At 55.8% G+C, this 17,889-nt stretch carries 16 protein-coding genes; 2 read left to right on the top strand and 14 right to left on the bottom strand.

Translation table 11 applies throughout. From position 1 onward, the window contains the following. Positions 1-12: 12 nt before the first annotated feature. The 6 genes from gabD to AC3CHX_RS27455 all read right to left on the bottom strand — a co-directional run bounded on the left by gabD (position 13) and on the right by AC3CHX_RS27455 (position 7,780). Positions 13-1,467: an NADP-dependent succinate-semialdehyde dehydrogenase gene (gene gabD / locus AC3CHX_RS27430; protein ID WP_488631099.1), complete on the bottom strand. Its 1,455-nt coding sequence runs from the start codon at positions 1,465-1,467 to the stop codon at positions 13-15. A gap of 92 nt (positions 1,468-1,559) precedes the next feature. Then, entirely contained in the window at positions 1,560-2,393 is an 834-nt protein-coding gene (locus tag AC3CHX_RS27435; protein WP_488644954.1) for an ABC transporter permease, read from the bottom strand. A gap of 12 nt (positions 2,394-2,405) precedes the next feature. Continuing rightward, positions 2,406-3,668, bottom strand: a complete 1,263-nt coding sequence (locus tag AC3CHX_RS27440) for an ABC transporter permease (protein ID WP_488644955.1) — start codon at positions 3,666-3,668, stop codon at positions 2,406-2,408. Positions 3,669-3,939: 271 nt separating this feature from the next. After that, complete coding sequence (locus AC3CHX_RS27445; RefSeq protein ID WP_488631100.1) at positions 3,940-4,980, bottom strand: ABC transporter substrate-binding protein; 1,041 nt, start codon at positions 4,978-4,980, stop codon at positions 3,940-3,942. Positions 4,981-5,189: 209 nt separating this feature from the next. Beyond that, on the bottom strand, positions 5,190-6,320 hold the full coding sequence (locus AC3CHX_RS27450) for an ABC transporter ATP-binding protein (protein WP_488631101.1): 1,131 nt from the start codon (positions 6,318-6,320) through the stop codon (positions 5,190-5,192). Positions 6,321-6,466: 146 nt separating this feature from the next. Then, positions 6,467-7,780 (bottom strand): 4-aminobutyrate--2-oxoglutarate transaminase, encoded by a 1,314-nt coding sequence (locus AC3CHX_RS27455; RefSeq protein ID WP_488631102.1) that lies wholly within the window; start codon positions 7,778-7,780, stop codon positions 6,467-6,469. A 109-nt stretch (positions 7,781-7,889) separates the two neighbouring features. Here AC3CHX_RS27455 and pdxR point away from each other — a divergent pair, with 109 nt between their 5' ends. Together pdxR and AC3CHX_RS27465 are read left to right on the top strand one after the other, a co-directional pair. Then, positions 7,890-9,425 (top strand): MocR-like pyridoxine biosynthesis transcription factor PdxR, encoded by a 1,536-nt coding sequence (gene pdxR / locus AC3CHX_RS27460; protein ID WP_488631103.1) that lies wholly within the window; start codon positions 7,890-7,892, stop codon positions 9,423-9,425. A gap of 67 nt (positions 9,426-9,492) precedes the next feature. Continuing rightward, positions 9,493-10,278: a transporter substrate-binding domain-containing protein gene (locus tag AC3CHX_RS27465; protein ID WP_488631104.1), complete on the top strand. Its 786-nt coding sequence runs from the start codon at positions 9,493-9,495 to the stop codon at positions 10,276-10,278. An 18-nt stretch (positions 10,279-10,296) separates the two neighbouring features. On the opposite strand, the gene AC3CHX_RS27470 is transcribed toward AC3CHX_RS27465, so the two are convergent. The 8 genes from AC3CHX_RS27470 to AC3CHX_RS27505 all read right to left on the bottom strand — a co-directional run bounded on the left by AC3CHX_RS27470 (position 10,297) and on the right by AC3CHX_RS27505 (position 17,887). Continuing rightward, positions 10,297-11,121 carry an SGNH/GDSL hydrolase family protein gene (locus AC3CHX_RS27470; protein ID WP_488631105.1) on the bottom strand — a complete coding sequence of 275 codons (825 nt, stop codon included), beginning with the start codon at positions 11,119-11,121 and terminating at the stop codon, positions 10,297-10,299. Between the two features lie 19 nt (positions 11,122-11,140). After that, the gene (locus AC3CHX_RS27475) at positions 11,141-11,947 is read right to left on the bottom strand and encodes a PPK2 family polyphosphate kinase (protein ID WP_488631106.1); all 807 of its coding nucleotides are present in this window, start codon (positions 11,945-11,947) and stop codon (positions 11,141-11,143) included. A 192-nt stretch (positions 11,948-12,139) separates the two neighbouring features. Next, positions 12,140-12,580, bottom strand: a complete 441-nt coding sequence (locus AC3CHX_RS27480) for a CoA-binding protein (protein ID WP_488631107.1) — start codon at positions 12,578-12,580, stop codon at positions 12,140-12,142. A gap of 232 nt (positions 12,581-12,812) precedes the next feature. Beyond that, a complete protein-coding gene (locus AC3CHX_RS27485; protein WP_488631108.1) occupies positions 12,813-13,238 on the bottom strand; it encodes a F0F1 ATP synthase subunit epsilon in 426 nt (141 codons plus the stop codon). Between the two features lie 124 nt (positions 13,239-13,362). After that, positions 13,363-14,763 (bottom strand): F0F1 ATP synthase subunit beta, encoded by a 1,401-nt coding sequence (gene atpD, locus AC3CHX_RS27490; protein WP_488631109.1) that lies wholly within the window; start codon positions 14,761-14,763, stop codon positions 13,363-13,365. Positions 14,764-14,841: 78 nt separating this feature from the next. Further along, positions 14,842-15,714: a F0F1 ATP synthase subunit gamma gene (gene atpG, locus AC3CHX_RS27495; protein ID WP_488631110.1), complete on the bottom strand. Its 873-nt coding sequence runs from the start codon at positions 15,712-15,714 to the stop codon at positions 14,842-14,844. 29 nt (positions 15,715-15,743) lie between these two features. Then, complete coding sequence (atpA, locus tag AC3CHX_RS27500; protein WP_488631111.1) at positions 15,744-17,285, bottom strand: F0F1 ATP synthase subunit alpha; 1,542 nt, start codon at positions 17,283-17,285, stop codon at positions 15,744-15,746. A gap of 68 nt (positions 17,286-17,353) precedes the next feature. Next, positions 17,354-17,887, bottom strand: coding sequence for a F0F1 ATP synthase subunit delta (locus AC3CHX_RS27505; RefSeq protein ID WP_488631112.1), 534 nt, complete (start codon positions 17,885-17,887; stop codon positions 17,354-17,356). Positions 17,888-17,889 lie beyond the last annotated feature (2 nt).

The following is a 17,889-nucleotide window of genomic DNA, read 5'->3' on the forward strand; positions in this document are numbered from 1 at the left end:
ATTCCGCCGGAATCAGATTCCGCCCATGCACAAATACTTGATCACCTGATAATCCTCGATCCCGTATTTCGATCCTTCGCGCCCGAGGCCGGATTGCTTGACGCCGCCGAATGGCGCGACTTCATTCGAGATGATGCCGGTGTTGATGCCGACCATGCCACTCTCCAGACCTTCCGCCACGCGCCAGATGCGACCGATATCGCGCGAGTAGAAATAGCTGGCGAGCCCGAATTCGGTATCGTTGGCCATTTCGATGACTTCGTCGTCGGTCTTGAAGCGGAACAATGGCGCCATCGGGCCAAAAGTTTCTTCACGGGCAACCATCATCTCGGCGGTTACATCGGCCAGAACCGTCGGCTCAAAAAAGCTGTGGCCCAGGGAATGGCGCTTACCGCCAGCCAGCACGCGCGCACCCTTGCCGACTGCATCGGCAATATGCTGCTCGACTTTTTCGACCGCCTTCTGATCGATCAGCGGCCCCTGGGTAACGCCTTCTTGCTGGCCGTCGCCAACCTTCAGCTTGGCGACCGCGGCCACCAGTTTCTGCGCGAACGCATCGTAGACGCCATCTTGCACGTACAAGCGGTTGGCGCAGACACAGGTCTGTCCGGCATTCCGGTATTTGGAAGCCATCGCGCCCTCCACTGCCGCATCCAGATCGGCATCGTCAAACACGATAAACGGTGCGTTGCCGCCCAGTTCCAATGACAGTTTCTTGATGGTCTTCGCGCATTGTTCCATCAACAAGCGACCGACACCGGTGGAGCCGGTAAACGTCAGTTTGCGGACGATCGGGTTGCTGGTCATCTCAGCGCCGATTTCGCGGGCCGCACCGGTGACCACACTGAACACGCCGGCCGGCACGCCGGCACGCTCTGCCAGTACTGCCAACGCCAGCGCCGAGAACGGTGTCGATTCCGCCGGCTTCAACACCATCGGACAACCTGCGGCGAGCGCCGGACCGGCTTTACGGGTGATCATCGCCGCCGGGAAATTCCATGGCGTGATCGCAGCGCACACCCCGATCGGCTCTTTGATGACGACAATCCGGTTGTTCGGCGATGGCGACGGAATGGTATCGCCACCGGCGCGCTTGCCCTCTTCTGCAAACCATTCAATGAACGAAGCGGCGTAGGTGATTTCACCCTTGGCTTCGGCCAGCGGTTTGCCTTGTTCCGTGGTCATGATCAGCGCCAGGTCATCGGCATTGGCCAGTATCAGGTCATTCCATTTGCGCAATACCACGCTACGTTCTTTGGCGGTCTTGCGACGCCATTGTTTCCAGGCGTCGTTGGCAGCCGCAATCGCGCGCCTGGTTTCTGCGGCGCCCATCAGCGGCACAGTACCGATAGTCTCTCCGTTGGCCGGATTGGTTACCGGGTGCGTAGCGCCGCTGTCGGCGTCGCACCATACGCCATTGATATAAGCTTGCTGGCGAAATAAAGATGCATCTTTCAATTGCAACATGAGGAACTCCTGTAAGAAAATTTGAGGGCACGCATATCAGCACAGCATATGGTGGTGTCAGTGCGGCAGCGGTACTAAAACTCCCGGCTGCGTTATATTTTGGCCAACGCCTTGCTACGGCCGCGTATCCATTCCAGCGTCAGCAACAGGCAGGTCGAAAACACAATCAGAATAGTTGCCAGTGCGGCGATCGTCGGGCTGATATTTTCCTTGATGCCGGTAAACATCTGGCGCGGCAAAGTGGCCTGCCCCGGACCGGCAACAAATAGCACCACCACGACATCGTCGAACGAAGTGGCAAAGGCGAACAACGCACCCGAAATCAAGCCCGGCGCAATAACCGGCAGCGTGATGCGAAAGAACGTCGTCAGCGGATTGGCGCCCAGGCTCAGGCTGGCGCGCACCAGATTGTGATTGAATCCCTGCAGCGTTGCCAATACCGTCGTCACGACAAACGGTGCGCCCAGTGCCGCATGCGCCAGGATCAGGCCGGTGTAACTATCGGACAAGCCGATCGTTGCGAAGAACAGATAAACCCCGACCCCGGTCACCACCACCGGCACCACCATCGGCGAGATCAGCACCGCCATCAACAAACCCTTGCCGCGAAAATCCGCCTTGTTCAAGCCGACTGCCGCCAGCGTGCCAAGCACTGTCGCCAGCACGGTGGCGCAAGGCGCCACGATAAAACTGTTCTTGGCAGCGCTGATCCACTCATCCGAATGCACCAGATTGTGATACCAGCGCAACGAGTAACTGGGAATCGGATACACCAGGAACGTGCTATCGCTGAACGACAATGGGATGATCACCAGGATCGGCAGCAACAGGAACACCAGCACCAGCACATTGAACCCGCGCGAAAAGAAAAACCAGACACGCTCGGTGAACGAGAGATAGGGAGGGAATTGCGGAAATATCTTCATGATCATCATGGCTTAGGCCATGCTCACATCAATTTTGGTAAAGCGGCGATACACCGTATACAGCACCAGCGTGGCGGCAAACAGCAACGCACCGAGTGCGCAAGCCATGCCCCAGTTGATGGTGACGTTGGTGAAATAGGCGATGTAATAACTTACCATCTGCTCGTTCGGTCCGCCCAGCAATGCCGGCGTAATGTAGTAACCGACCGACAAAATAAATACCAGCAATGCACCCGCGCCAATCCCGGGATAGGTTTGCGGCACATATACACGCCAGAACGCGGCAAACGGATGACTGCCGAGCGATACCGCGGCGCGCAAATAGGTTGGCGGAATGGCTTTCATCACGCTATACAGCGGCAGAATCATGAACGGCAACAGGATGTGGGTCATGGCGATATACACGCCGATACGGTTGAACAGCAGTTCCAGCGGCCCCTGCGTCAAGCCGATTGCCATCAGCGCCTTGTTGACCAGCCCCTCCGATTGCAGCAAGACAATCCAGGCTGCGACCCGCACCAGCACCGAAGTCCAGAACGGGATCAGGACCAGGATCATGAACAGATTGGCGCGTCGTTCCGACATGGTGGATAACCAGTAGGCCAGCGGATAGCCGATCGCCACGCAGGCCAGCGTCACCACCAGGCTCATCCAGAAAGTACGCCCAAAAATCTTTTGATATACCGATGCGCTAGCGTCGACTTGTTCGATATGGCCGTAGGCATCCTGCTTCAGGTCGAGCGCCGCCAACAAGTAATACGGCGAATACGGCGCGCCGTTCTTGGCGATCGCCTGCCAGTAATCCAGTTCGCCCCATTGCGGATCGAGCTCGATCAGGGCCGGCTTGATTTGCGTGGCCGGCAAAGGCTGACCGTTGGCATCCTGCAGCGGCAATGCCCGCGCCGTTTTCATGATGATGGAACGGGCGCCGGAGATTTCCGAATTCAGGCGACGTGCCAGCCCTCCGGTCGCGCTATCCTGTTGCGCTTTCTGCAAATCGACCGCCAGCGCGGCATAGGCGGCATCCGGCGGCGCGCTCTTGCGATCCCAGCTAGCCAGCGCTGCGACGGTATGCGGGAGCGTCGTGGCAATTTCCGGATTCTCCACCGCGCGCTTGAGCAGCATGGCAATCGGCACCAGAAAGGTCAGCAGCAAAAAAATCGCCAGCGGCGCGATCAGCGCCAGCGCGGCAGTACGCTTGCGAAACATGGCCTGGCGCAACTCCCGCTTGAGCTGTATATTCGGCTGCGGCGGAGTAGAAGGCTGCGTCGTCATGGGAGGGACGCCGGCGCCGGATGCAATAGAAGTCATAGTGATCTGGTGTTACCAAAAAAGATGCCGCCACGATTTAGGCAATGGCAAAAAGGCGACCGAAACCTGGCGCGCGGTGGTAACAGGATGCCAGTCGCTTCCTCTGAAAACCACTCCCCCGCCACCTTTCCTCGAAGCTTAAACAGCTGCGTCACGCGCATCCCTTGCAAGGGATGGCTCTTGCCCTACTGGGCAAGAGCCGATAACAAAGTACGCGTTTGATACAAAAATCGAATTACTTGGCAGCCCACGCAGTGAAGCGTTGTTCCAATTCTTCACCGTGGTCGGTCCAGAACGACAAACTGAGTTGCAGCGCATCCTTGGCATTCGCCGCAGACGTCGGCAGGTTCGCCAGCGTTTTGGCATCCAGCATCTTCAGCGCTTTGTTGTTCACCGGACCGTAGGCAATGTTGCTGGCGTAATTTTTTTGCGATTCCGGGGTGCTGGCAAACGCGATGAATTTCTCGGACTGGTCCTTGTTCGGCGTTCCCTTTGGAATGACCCAGAAATCGAGCGTGTAAATACTGCCGGTCCAGCTCACCTTCAGGTTTTTGCCTTCGCGCTGTGCGGCGTCGATCCGGCCGTTGAACGCGGTCGACATCACGACGTCGCCGGCCACCAGGAATTGCGGCGGTTGTGCGCCCGCTTCCCACCATTGAATGTTCGGCTTGAGTTCATCCAGTTTCTTGAATGCGCGATCGACACCGGCCTTGGTGCCGAGCACCTTGTAGACGTCCTTAGGCGCCACGCCATCGGCCATCAGCGCAAATTCCAGCGTGTACTCGGCGCCCTTCTTCATGGCGCGCTTGCCAGGAAATTTCTTGACGTTCCAGAAATCGGCCCAATCCTTCGGCGCCACTTTCAGCTTGTCGGCATCGTAGGCCAGCACAGTCGACCAGACAAACGCGCCGATCCCGCATTCGTGAATTGCCGACGGCAGGAGGTCGGCTTTGTTGACCAGTTTTTTGACGTCGATTTTTTCCAGCAAGCCTTCTTCGCAAGCGCGACCGATATCACCGGCATCCACTTCCACTACGTCCCAGCTGACTTTCTTGGCTTCGACCATGGCTTTGATTTTGGCCAGTTCGCCATTGAATTCCACCACCGTAATCTTGTCGCCGGTGGCCTTGGCAAACGGTTCGATGTAAGCGACTTTTTGCGCGGCGCCGTTGGCCCCGCCGAAATTGACAATCGTCAGGTTAGCGGCCTGGGCCATGCCGATTGCAGCCAAAGACAAAACGATGCCGGTCAGAACAGGTTTGTATAACAATTTCATCACGTCTCCTGGTGGGTGCAAGTGTGGAAGTGCTGGTATTGCCAAATTCAAGGTATCTCAAAAAACCGTAGCTTCAGCTAACGCTGACCTTGCCCAAGGTCGGAGTAAGAAGCGCTGCCACACCAATCGTACGGCCGCGCGCCATCCCGTCCTTGCAGCCCGGAGATTGGCGCATTTGCCAATGCCCGCAGGCGGCTTTTAGAGATGCCTCAAACGAAAATACGCAAATGGTCGGGATTTATATCCAGTACCACTTGCGTTCCTTCTTGTAAGCCGGCCAAAGCCGGGTCGTTCAATGTGAGTTTGACGAAACAGTCTGCCTGTTGCGGAATGGCACAGCGCACGCGCACGTGATCGCCGAAATAGATCAGGCTGGTGACATTCGCACGCAGCGCACTCGCTCCGGCACTGTCCAACGGCAGCAGGCGTATGCGTTCTGGCCGGATGCAGGCGACTACCGCCTGATTGGCGCTGGCCTGGTTGGCATTGACGCCGGTCAGTAGCGCGCCGTGCGGCAAGCGCACCGTGCCGAGTGGTCCATCGGTCGATGCGACGATGCCGTTGAAGCGATTGTTATCGCCGATGAAACCGGCGACGAATTGATTTTCAGGATATTCGTACAAGCGGTCGACCACCGCCAGCTGCTGGATGATGCCCTGATCGAACACCGCGACCCGGTCCGACATCGTCAGTGCTTCGCTTTGATCGTGCGTCACATACACGAAGGTCACCCCGAGCCGTTTATGCAGCGCTTTCAGTTCGAGTTGCATGTGCTCGCGCAACTGTTTATCGAGCGCGCCCAGCGGCTCATCCATCAGCACCAGTTTCGGATCGAAGACCAGCGCCCGGCCCAATGCAATACGCTGTTGCTGACCGCCGGACAACTGGCCCGGATAGCGGTCGCCGAACTTGCCCATCTGGACCATATCGAGCGCCTTCTTGACCTTGTCGGCGCGCTCGCTGCCGTTAATGTTGCGCACCCGTAGCGGATAGGCGACGTTTTGCGCCACCGTCATATGCGGAAACAGCGCGTAGTTCTGAAACACCATGCCGATATTGCGCTTGTGCGGCGGTACTTTGTTGAGCAACTGGCCATCCAGCCGAATCTCGCCACCGGTCGGAAACTCAAATCCGGCCAGCATCATCAAACAGGTTGTCTTGCCGGAACCGGATGGCCCCAACAACGTCAGGAATTCGCCACGCTGGACATCCAGGTTGAGATTCTTGACCACCAGGTTTTCGCCGTCATAGGTTTTCTTGACGCCCGTAAACTGCACCAGCGTATCCGCACCGTTACCTGCGAAACCGTCTAGATGAGGGGCAAAATCTTCTTGCTTCAACTTGTTCTCCTGCCTACAGATGGAATGCCAACGGTGCGCCGCATTATTGGTATGATCATTTTTATAATTTTTCCCCATGCGATCGGGCTTGAGAACCCGATCTACCACCCGCCGCGCTGCCGCCTTGGCGGCACGCGGGCGGCGGTTCAGCCTGCCACTGCGCTGCGCATTGCGGCGTCGAGAATATCCAATGCTTCATCCATCAAGGCATCCTGAATGGTCAATGGATACAGAAAACGGATAGCGTTACTGTAGACCCCGCAGGTCAACAACAGCAAGCCTTTTTTAAGGGCCTCGGCTTGTACCCGCTTGGCAAAATCGGCATCCGCATCGTTGGTTCCCGGCTTCATGAACTCGACCGCCACCATTGCCCCAAAGCCGCGAATATCGGCGATCTGCGGGACCTCGGTACGGATCGTTTCGAGCCGCTGCTTGAGCTTTGCGCCGAGAACATTGGCGCGCTCCACCAGTTGCTCTTCTTCAATCACATCCAGCACCGCCAGCGCCGACGCCACCGCCAATGGATTCCCGGCATACGTACCGCCGAGACCGCCGGGTGCTGCCGCGTCCATAATTTCGGCACGCCCGCAGACCGCCGACAACGGCATGCCGCCAGCCAGGCTCTTGGCCATCGTCATCAGGTCAGGAATCACATCGTAATGCTCGATGGCAAACAACTTGCCGGTACGGGCAAACCCTGTTTGCACCTCGTCCACGATCAGCAAAATACCCAACTCGTCGCATAACTTGCGCAATGCCTGCATGAACGCGAGCGGCGCCGCATAAAAGCCGCCTTCGCCTTGCACCGGCTCCAGGATGATGGCTGCGACGCGCTTCGGATCGACATCCGACTTGAACAAGGTTTGCAATGCCGCCAGCGAATCTTCAGTGCTGACGCCATGCAGTTCCACCGGGAACGGCACGTGATAGACTTCGGCCGGGAATGGTCCGAAACCGACTTTGTACGGCACCACTTTACCGGTCAGCGCCATGCCCATCATGGTGCGGCCGTGGAAAGCGCCGGAAAAGGCGATCACGGCGCTGCGGCCGGTGGCAACCCGCGCAATCTTGACGGCGTTTTCCACTGCTTCAGCGCCGGTCGAAAAAAACGTGGTTTTCTTGGCGTGCGTGCCCGGTGTAATCGCGTTGATGCGTTCGGCCAGTTCGACGTAGCTTGCGTACGGCACAATTTGATACGCGGTATGAGTGAATTTTCCCAGTTGTTCCTGGATTGCGGCCACCAGTTTCGGGTGACGATGGCCAGTGTTCAATACGGCGATACCGGCGGCGAAGTCGATAAACCGACGGTTTTCAACATCCCATATTTCCGAATTCAATGCATGTGAAGCATAGAAATCGCACATGACGCCGACGCCGCGTGGCGTTGCAGCATTCTTGCGTTGGTGAAGTTCGGCGTTGGTGACTGGCTTCGCGGTGGCGTTCTGACCATCGTTTTTCATAGGGGAGCTCCGTAGTATGTGTTTTTCGCATTTTCTAATGCATCTCACATACTACGACTGTCGTGGACCTATAATATAGTGCCACTCTCAGTTTTCTAATGGAGCCACTTTGCGCATCGCCTCCCTCTCCGAATTTCTGCTGATGCGGATTGAGCGTCGTCCGGACGGCAGCTTGCTGCGTCCGCTCACCACGGCGAAATCCGGGTCCTCGAGCGCTGCTGCGCCCCTGAACCGCCAGATTTATCAGGCTATTCGCGAAGCCATCCTGTCACAGCTGCTGCCATCCGGTTTGCAACTGCCGTCGACGCGCGATCTCGCGCACGAACTGGCAATATCCCGCAATACCGTGACTTACGCCTATGAACAATTGATCGCTGAAGGTTATCTGGAGACCCGGGCAGGCTCCGGTACCTTCATCGCCGATACCACGCCGGATCAAATTCCCGGGGCGCGCTTGAACAAAGCGCCGCTGACCGATCCCAGCGGTCAATCGGAACTCTCCGCGCACGGCGCGCAATTGATTCAACAAGCGGGCGTCAACGATTTGCAATGGGGCGCATTCATGCCCGGCGTGCCGGACGTGACGCTGTTCCCGCACAAGATATGGAGCCGCCTGCAAAACAAGCACTGGCGGCGCGCGAGTGCGCATTTGTTGACCTACGGCGAAGCGGGCGGCTATATGCCGCTGCGCGAAGCGATCGCCGAATACCTGCGCATGGCGCGCTCGGTCAACTGTCATGCCAACCAGGTCATCATTACCACCGGCATCCACCAGTCGCTGGATATCGTTGTCAAATTGCTGGGCGAACATGGCGATAGCGCCTGGGTCGAAGACCCTTGTTACTGGGGTACCCGCAGCGTGCTCAACTCGCTTGGGATCAAGCCGGTCGCCATCCCGGTGGATGCCCAGGGCATGCGCATGCGCCTGGCCAACCTGCGTCAGCCACCGCGTTTTATCTGCACCACACCATCGCATCAATATCCGCTCGGGATGGTGATGAGCCTGTCGCGGCGGCGGATGTTGCTGGAATATGCGGCAAGCCGCAAAGTCTGGATTATCGAGGATGATTACGACAGCGAATTCCGCTACGGCAGTCGCCCGCTGGCGGCCTTGCAAGGGATGGATACGCATGGCCGCGTACTCTATATGGGGACCTTTAGCAAAACCATGTTTCCCAGTATGCGGATCGGCTTCATGGTAGTGCCGGAGTCACTGGCGGCGGCATTTGCCACCGGCGTGTCCGAACTATATCGCGGCAGTCAGGTGTTTTTGCAGGCGATCATGGCAGACTTCATGACCGAGGGCCACTTTGCATCGCACATCCGACGCATGCGCATGCTATATGCGGAGCGCCTGCAACTGCTACAGGATGCGATCGCACGCCACTTCGGCGATCGCATCACGCTGACCGGCGGCGAAGCCGGTTTGCATCTGGCGCTGGGCTTGCCGCCGGAATGCGATGACCTGGCCATCAGCCGTGCAGCGCGTGAGGCCGGTATCGTCGCCCGGCCGTTATCGCGGTATTACATGGATCCGGCCTCTGCACACAACGGCTTGTTGCTCGGCTACGCTTGCGTACCGAGCGAACAGATTCAACCTGCTTTCGATAAGCTGGCCGCAATTATCAAGGCGCACTGGAAGTAACTCGCAGTCTGCCCTTGCCGGGGATTTTTCCGGAGATCCCCGGCGAATAACAACCATCGGAGAATCCATGAATAAGCTGTTTTTTTGCGCACTGGCTGGCTGCGCGGCCGTATCGCTGTCAGCATCCGCGCTGGCAGGTAGCGAGACCTCGGCCTCCCGTCTCGACCAGGTCATCCAGTCCGGCAAACTGCGCGTCTGCATGACCGGCGACTACAAGCCGTTTACGTTCTATAAAGCCGACCAGACATTTGAGGGAATCGATGTCGATCTGGCGCAGTCGTTAGCCAAGGCGATCGGCGTTCAGGCGCAATTCGTCAAAACAAGCTGGTCAACCCTGACCAATGACTTCCTGGAAAAATGCGATATCGCGATGGGCGGCGTTTCCGTTACGTTTGATAGGCAGAAAAAAGTCTCGTTTTCAGTACCGCACATGGTCGATGGAAAAGCAGCAATCGCACGCTGCACCGATGTGGCGAAATTCCAATCACTGGCAGCCATCGACCAGCCAGGCACCCGCGCCATCGTCAATCCGGGCGGCACGAATGAGCGCTTTGCCAAGACCCACTACAAACAGGCCCAATTGATTGCGCATCCGGACAACCTCACCATCTTCGATCAGATCGTCACCGGCAAGGCCGATATCATGGTGACCGACGCCAGCGAGACGCTATGGCAGTCGAAACTGCACCCCGAACTGTGTGCGATCAATCCGGACAAGCCACTCCAATTTGCGGAAAAGGCCTTCATGCTACCGCGCGCTGATGTGCCCTTCAAGGAATTCGTCGATACCTGGATGCATCAGCTAAAGGCGACCGGCGACTACGATCAAATCTCGAATCACTGGCTTAAATAGTTTCAGAGAATGATCCGATTAACGCGGTTCAGTCACCGCTGGCGGCGCCTTCTTCTTGCGATATTTTAATAAGGGCGCCACCGCGGTCGCCAGCTGGCGTCCCCACATCGCGGCCCCGGCAGCCGACGGATGATAGCCATCCGAAGCCATCAGCGCCGGCTCCGTAAGGTTCTTTAGCATGGGGACCCGCGTCACATGCATCTGATGTGACAAATCGGCAACTACCTGTTGCGCCACAGTATCCAGTTCCCGCGCTTTCAGGCCCAGCACATAGCGCAGGGGTTGCGGCAACACTGGAAATAAATCGAGCGGCGGCACGCCGGTAACCACGATCAGCCGCGGAGACAAATGCAGTTGCAATTGCTGCAATAGATATTTCAGTTCAGCGCGATAGCGGCGACGGGATCGGAATGCGGTACTGTCATTCACACCAAACGCAAGCAGCACCACGTCAACATGTTGCGGCGCTGGTTTATCCATGATTTGCGGGAGCATGGTCTTGATGGCGCTATGCAGCGTCGCGCCATTCTTGCCTATCGCCTGCCACGCTACCGGCCGTCCCAAACGCGCCGCCAACGCATTCGCAAACTGACCGGTAATCGCTTCGTAATGGGTGGCCACGCCAACGCCCGCCACCGGTGATTCGCCGATTGTCAGCAACTGCAAAGGCGGCTGTCCAGGTTGCTGCGCGCCGGCAATCGCCTGCGGTCGTGTCATGCCGCTATTCGGCCCCACCGCCTGCGGCAGGCGCGGTGTCATCCTGCGTACACGCCGGCCTTGGATAAGCAGCCAGGGCAGTAACGACAATGCGAGTAATTCGGGTAACCATCGACGCACCTGCATTCTCCTTGAGGCGAACCACTTAAACTATTTTTACACCAGCCAATTCCGGATTGGCCGCCGGAGGTGTCAGTTTCAAATCCTGCAGCGTTTCCAGTACGATACTGGCAATCGCTAAATTACGGTGCGTCTTGGAATTGGCAGGAATCACATACCATGGCGCGTGGTCGGCATCGGTGGCCTGAATCGCCCGGGAAAACAAATCCTGATAGACGTCCCAATATTTTCGCTCCACCAGATCCTGTGGATCGAATTTCCAGTTTTTTTCGGGATCGTCGATGCGTTCTTGCAGGCGACTGGCCTGCTCATCCTTCGAGATATGCAGCAGAAACTTGATGATGGTGGTGCCGGTTTCGGCCAGCATCCGCTCAAAATCACAAATCTGGGCATAGCGCCGCGCGCATTCGTCTTCATCGATCCAGTCATGCACCCGCGTCACCAGGACGTCCTCATAGTGACTGCGGTTGAAAACCGTCATTTCGCCGGATCGCGGCACCTGTTGATGGACCCGCCACAAGTAGTCATGGGCTTTTTCGATCGCCGTCGGCGCCTTGAAACCGGCGATGTTGATCCCCTGCGGATTGACGCCGCAAAATACGTCTTTCACCGTGCCGTCCTTGCCGCTGGTATCCATCCCCTGCAACACCACCAGCAATTTGTGCTGTTGGCCGGCGTACAACAGATCTTGTTGCACGCCGATTGCCGTCGCCAATACGACTACCTGCGCTTTATCCTTAAGCTTGTCGCCGCTCGACAGCGGCTTTTTGCTCGCATCGGCATCCTTGATTTTGGCTTTTTTTGTGGCCCGGAACTGGCTCTGCGCTGACATGAGGAACTCCATTTATTGCTGCAACAATTTATTCCAGATCGCTGCTGCGACACAATGCAAGTCGATACGTTGCCGACAACCACACATTTCGCCCTTGCAATAGTTGTCGATTTTAGCTCAGCGGTATGCATGGTGGGCTGACCGTTTGCAAGAATTTGCAGATATCCGAATGCGATGGATGACGCGAGAAAATTACAGCACGCCGTGCAGGTCCCCTCGCGCATGTTCAATCTTGATGCAGAGATCCATCACGACCGTCAATCCGGCTTTAACAGCCTTGTCTGCCGCATCCTGGTTGACGATCCCAAGTTGCATCCAGACGCAGCTGGCGCCGATCATGATCGCTTCACCGACTATGGGTGGAATGTCATTCGCCTTGCGAAAGCAATTGACGATCTCGATTTTCAGATTATCCACGGCCAACACTTCAGCGGCTTGATACAGATCTTTGTAGCAATGCTCTCCCAGGATGTGAGTACCTACATGCATGGGATTGACCGGAATAATCCGATAGCCATGCTCTTGCATATAACGCGCAACACCATAACTTGGCCGCTCAGGTCTATTTGATAAACCGACGACCGCAATGATAGGCTTGTCCGATTGATTTTGTGTGGCGGATGGTGTTGGCATGGAGAATTTTCCTATCCAGGTTAGCGCGCTTCTTTACAGGAACTGGGAGTGATGCTGGTATCTTACTTGACTCTGTCCGACATTATTTCAATCATTCCAGAGTGCAACAGCACAATTTGAGCGCAGCTATAAGCGACTAAAAATCACCATATTCGAAGATAACAAAAAAGCAGCCGAAGCTGCTTTTTTGTTATCTTCTTTTCAAGGCGAAGTCATCATCCAAACTGCTGGATTAACGGCCTTTTGAACGCAATTTATGGATCGCTGCCAACTGCGCAATTGCCGCAGACAATTCCGCCTGCGCTTTTGCGTAATCGATTTTCGATTCCTGATTGGTCAACGCTTCTTCTGCCAGACGCTTGGCTTCAGTCGCTTTCGCCTCATCCAGATCGGCGCCGCGGATCGCGGTGTCGGCCAGGACCGTAACGTTATCCGGCTGCACTTCCAGCAAGCCACCAGCGACGAACACAAATTCGTCCTGTGCCTGACCTGGCACCTTGATGCGTACCGCACCCGGCTTGATGCGCGTGATCAACGGCGTGTGGCGAGGAAAAATCCCCAACTCGCCCGACTCACCCGGCAACGCGACGAATTCGGCTTCGCCGGAGAAGATCAGTTCTTCTGCCGAAACCACGTCAACGTGAATAGTGTTTGCCATGTTAGACCCTTATTTATCCATTCAATCAATTCTGTATAACGGCTGCATTGTGCGTTGCGGCGGTGCGGACACTAACCATTGGCAGTGCGTCCGCGCCGCTGTGATCACCCTGCAGCGCTACGCATTAATTGATCTTCTTGGCTTTCTCGATTGCTTCTTCGATCGTACCGACCATGTAGAACGCTTGTTCCGGCAGGTGATCGAGTTCGCCGCTAGCGATCATCTTGAAGCCCTTGATCGTGTCTTTCAGCGAAACGTATTTACCAGGCGAGCCGGTAAACACTTCTGCAACGTGGAATGGCTGCGACAGGAAACGTTGCATCTTACGTGCACGCGCTACCAGCAGTTTGTCTTCCGGTGCCAACTCGTCCATACCCAGAATCGCGATAATGTCGCGCAATTCCTTGTAGCGCTGCAGAGTACCCTGAACAGCGCGTGCTGTTTCGTAGTGCTCTTGACCAACGACTAATGGATCCAGCTGACGCGAGGTTGAATCGAGCGGATCGACCGCTGGATAAATACCCAGCGAAGCGATGTCGCGTGACAACACAACGGTGGAGTCCAAGTGAGCAAACGTGGTTGCCGGCGACGGGTCGGTCAAGTCATCGGCTGGAACATAAACCGCTTGAATCGAGGTAATCGAACCAGTCTTGGTCGATGTAATACGCTCTTGCAGACGGCCCATTTCTTCAGCCAGTGTAGGTTGATAACCCACAGCGGAAGGCATACGACCCAGCAGCGCCGAAACTTCAGTACCGGCCAGTGTGTAACGGTAAATGTTATCGACGAAGAACAGCACGTCTTTACCTTCGTCACGGAAGCCTTCGGCGATCGTCAGACCGGTCAAGGCAACGCGCAGACGGTTACCCGGCGGTTCATTCATCTGACCGTAGACCATCGCAACTTTGGAGTTCTCCGGATTTTCCAGATCAACCACTTTTGCGTCAGCCATTTCGTGATAGAAGTCGTTACCTTCACGAGTACGTTCGCCAACACCGGCAAACACCGACAAACCACTGTGCGCTTTAGCGATGTTGTTGATCAGTTCCATCATGTTGACGGTCTTGCCGACACCCGCACCGCCGAACAGACCGACTTTACCACCCTTGGCAAACGGGCAAACCAGGTCAATAACCTTGATACCTGTTTCCAGCAACTCTTGCGATGGCGACAGTTCGTCGTACGCAGGTGCTTTACGGTGGATGGAAGCGGTTGTTGCGTGGCTTACCGGACCGCATTCGTCGATTGGGTTACCCAATACGTCCATGATGCGGCCAAGTGTTGCCTTACCGGTAGGCACCATGATTGGCTTACCGGTGTTCTTGATCATCATGCCGCGACGCAGACCGTCGGAAGTACCCAGCGCAATAGTACGAACGATACCGTCGCCCAGTTGCTGTTGTACTTCTAGCGTCAGTTCCGAACCTTCCATCTTCAAGGCGTCGTAAATCTTAGGCATCGCGTCACGTGGAAATTCAACGTCCACAACAGCGCCGATACACTGAACGATTTTGCCATCAGCCATTTTCGTTCCTTCAATATATAAAATTAATTTCAGTTGAACGCAATTACGCGTTATGGTCGTTGAGAGCGCTTAAGTGCGCTACACCGCAGCCGCACCGGAAACGATTTCCGACAATTCCTTGGTAATCGCCGCCTGACGAGTCTTGTTGTACACCAGCTTCAACTCACCAATCACGTTACCGGCGTTGTCGCTTGCCGACTTCATTGCGACCATCCGCGCCGATTGTTCGGACGCCATGTTTTCCGCAACCGCCTGATAAATCAGCGTTTCCACATAGCGCAGCAGCAGATCATCGATCACGCTTTGCACATCCGGTTCATAGATGTAATCCCACGCAGGGGCGCCATCTTTTTCAGCCTCGATATGCCCGTTCGACAGCGGCAGCAATTTCAGCAGCGTCGGTTCCTGTCTCATCGTGTTGATGAACTTGGTATACACCAGGTAAACCGCGTCCAGACGACCTTCTTCGTAGGCGTCCAGCAATACCTTCACCGGGCCGATCAACTTGTCCAGATGCGGTGTATCACCGAGGTGCGTGACGTGCGATACGACTTTAGCGCCGACCCGGTTCAGAAAACCCAGGCCCTTGTTACCGATTGCGACTGCTTGAACCTTGTTACCCGCTGATTCCAGCTCACGCATCTTGCCGGTCAGCAGACGCAAGGAGTTGGTATTCATCCCGCCGCACAAACCTTTGTCGGTTGTGACGACAATGAAACCAACCGTCTTGGCGCTGTCCTGCTCGGTCATGAACGGATGCGTGTATTCCGGATTCGCTTGCGACAAGTTGGAAGCCATATTACGAATCTTTTCACTATAGGGACGTGCCGCCAGCATCCGCTCTTGCGCTTTGCGCATTTTGGATGCCGCGACCATTTCCATCGCCTTGGTGATCTTCTTCGTATTTTCTACGCTCTTGATCTTGCCGCGTATCTCTTTGCCTGTAGCCATGAGTTGTTACTCCTTATAGCCCCAGAAAATTAATGCGCGTAGGATTTTTTGAAATCAGCAACTGCAGCAGACAATGCGGCTTCAGCATCTTTGTCGAGTTGCTTGGTTTCTTCGATCTTTTTCAACAGCGGTGCGTGGCTGGTTTTCATGAATTCATGCAGAGCCGCTTCGAATGGCAGCAATTTCTTCACTTCAACATCATCCATGAAACCCTTGTTGACCGCGAACAATGTCACTGCCATCAGCGAGATCGGCAATGGCGAGTATTGTGCTTGCTTCAACAGTTCGGTCACACGTGCACCGCGATCCAGCTGTTTACGGGTTGCCGCGTCCAGATCGGAAGCAAACTGCGCAAACGCGGCCAATTCACGATACTGTGCCAAATCGGTACGAATACCGCCGGACAGGTTCTTGATAACCTTGGTCTGGGCAGCACCACCAACGCGCGATACCGAAATACCAGCGTTAATCGCAGGACGGATACCAGCGTTGAACAGCGAAGTTTCCAGGAAGATCTGACCGTCCGTGATCGAAATCACGTTGGTTGGAACGAAAGCGGAAACGTCACCGGCCTGGGTTTCAATGATAGGCAAAGCCGTCAATGAACCAGTCTTGCCCTTGACTTCACCTTTGGTGAACGCTTCGACGTAAGCAGGATTGACCCGTGCTGCACGCTCCAGCAAACGGCTGTGCAGGTAGAACACGTCGCCAGGGTATGCTTCACGACCTGGTGGACGACGCAGCAGCAGCGAGACCTGACGGTACGCAACAGCTTGCTTGGACAAATCGTCATACACGATCAATGCATCTTCACCGCGGTCACGGAAATATTCACCCATGGCGCAACCGGAGTAAGGCGACACGAATTGCATCGCTGCCGACTCGGAAGCCGACGCTGCAACAACGATGGTGTATTCCATCGCGCCGTGTGTTTCCAGCGAACGCACGATGTTTTTGATCGACGATGCTTTTTGACCGATCGCGACATAGATACATGTCACGTTTTGGCCTTTTTGATTGATGATGGCATCAATCGCTACCGCGGTCTTGCCGGTTTGGCGGTCACCAATGATCAATTCGCGTTGACCGCGGCCGATCGGCACCATCGAGTCAATCGACTTGATACCGGTTTGCATCGGCTCGGAAACGGATTGACGCGCAATCACGCCCGGTGCGATTTTTTCGATCGGTGCTGTCAACTTGGCGTTGACCGGACCTTTACCGTCAATTGGCTGACCCAGCGCATTGACGACACGACCGCGCAGCTCAGGACCGATAGGCACTTCCAGAATACGACCAGTACATTTCACTGTATCGCCTTCGGAGATGTGCTCGAAGTCGCCCAAAATAACGGCGCCGACGGAATCGCGTTCCAGGTTCAGGGCCAGACCGAATGTATTGCCTGGGAATTCCAGCATCTCACCTTGCATCACGTCAGACAGACCATGGATACGGCAGATACCGTCGGACACGGAAATAACCGTGCCTTGATTACGAATCTCAGCGGTATCGCCAAGGCCTTGAATCCGGCTCTTGATCAGTTCGCTGATTTCAGACGCGTTGAGTTGCATACTAACTCCTAAAAATTTTCTCTTTGGCTTACGCTAAGGACTCGGGCCACTCAGTTCGACGCAGTTGTTTAAGCCGTCAAAGCGACATGTAACTGTTGCAGCTTGGCGCGTACCGATGTGTCCAGCACTTCGTCGCCAACCACCACGCGCACTCCACCAATCAGCGTACTGTCCACTTTGACAGTAGGGTTGAGCTTGCGGCCGAATTTCTTTTCCAACGTGACCAGCAGTTCTTGCACTTGTGCTGCAGACAGTTCAAAGGCGCTGGTGATTTCAACATCGGCGGCACCTTCCTCGGCATTTTTCAGCGCAAGGAATTGCTCGGCGATTTCCGGCAGCGCTGTCAAACGACCATTGGCAACCAGCGTGCTGACAAAGTTTTTGGCTTCGGCAGTCAGCGGTGATTTCAACAGCGCAAGAAAGGTGTCAGCAACCTGCTGATGTGTCAATACGGGATTTTGCGCCAGCGCCTGAACATCCGGATGGGCAGCCACCTGTGCCATCTCAATGACCAGCTCAGACCACGCAGCCAAGTCTTGCGACTTGGCCACACGGAACAGCGCGTCTGCATAAGGGCGGGCAATCGTTGCGATTTCAGCCATGA

The organism is Glaciimonas sp. OK215 (assembly GCF_057787885.1).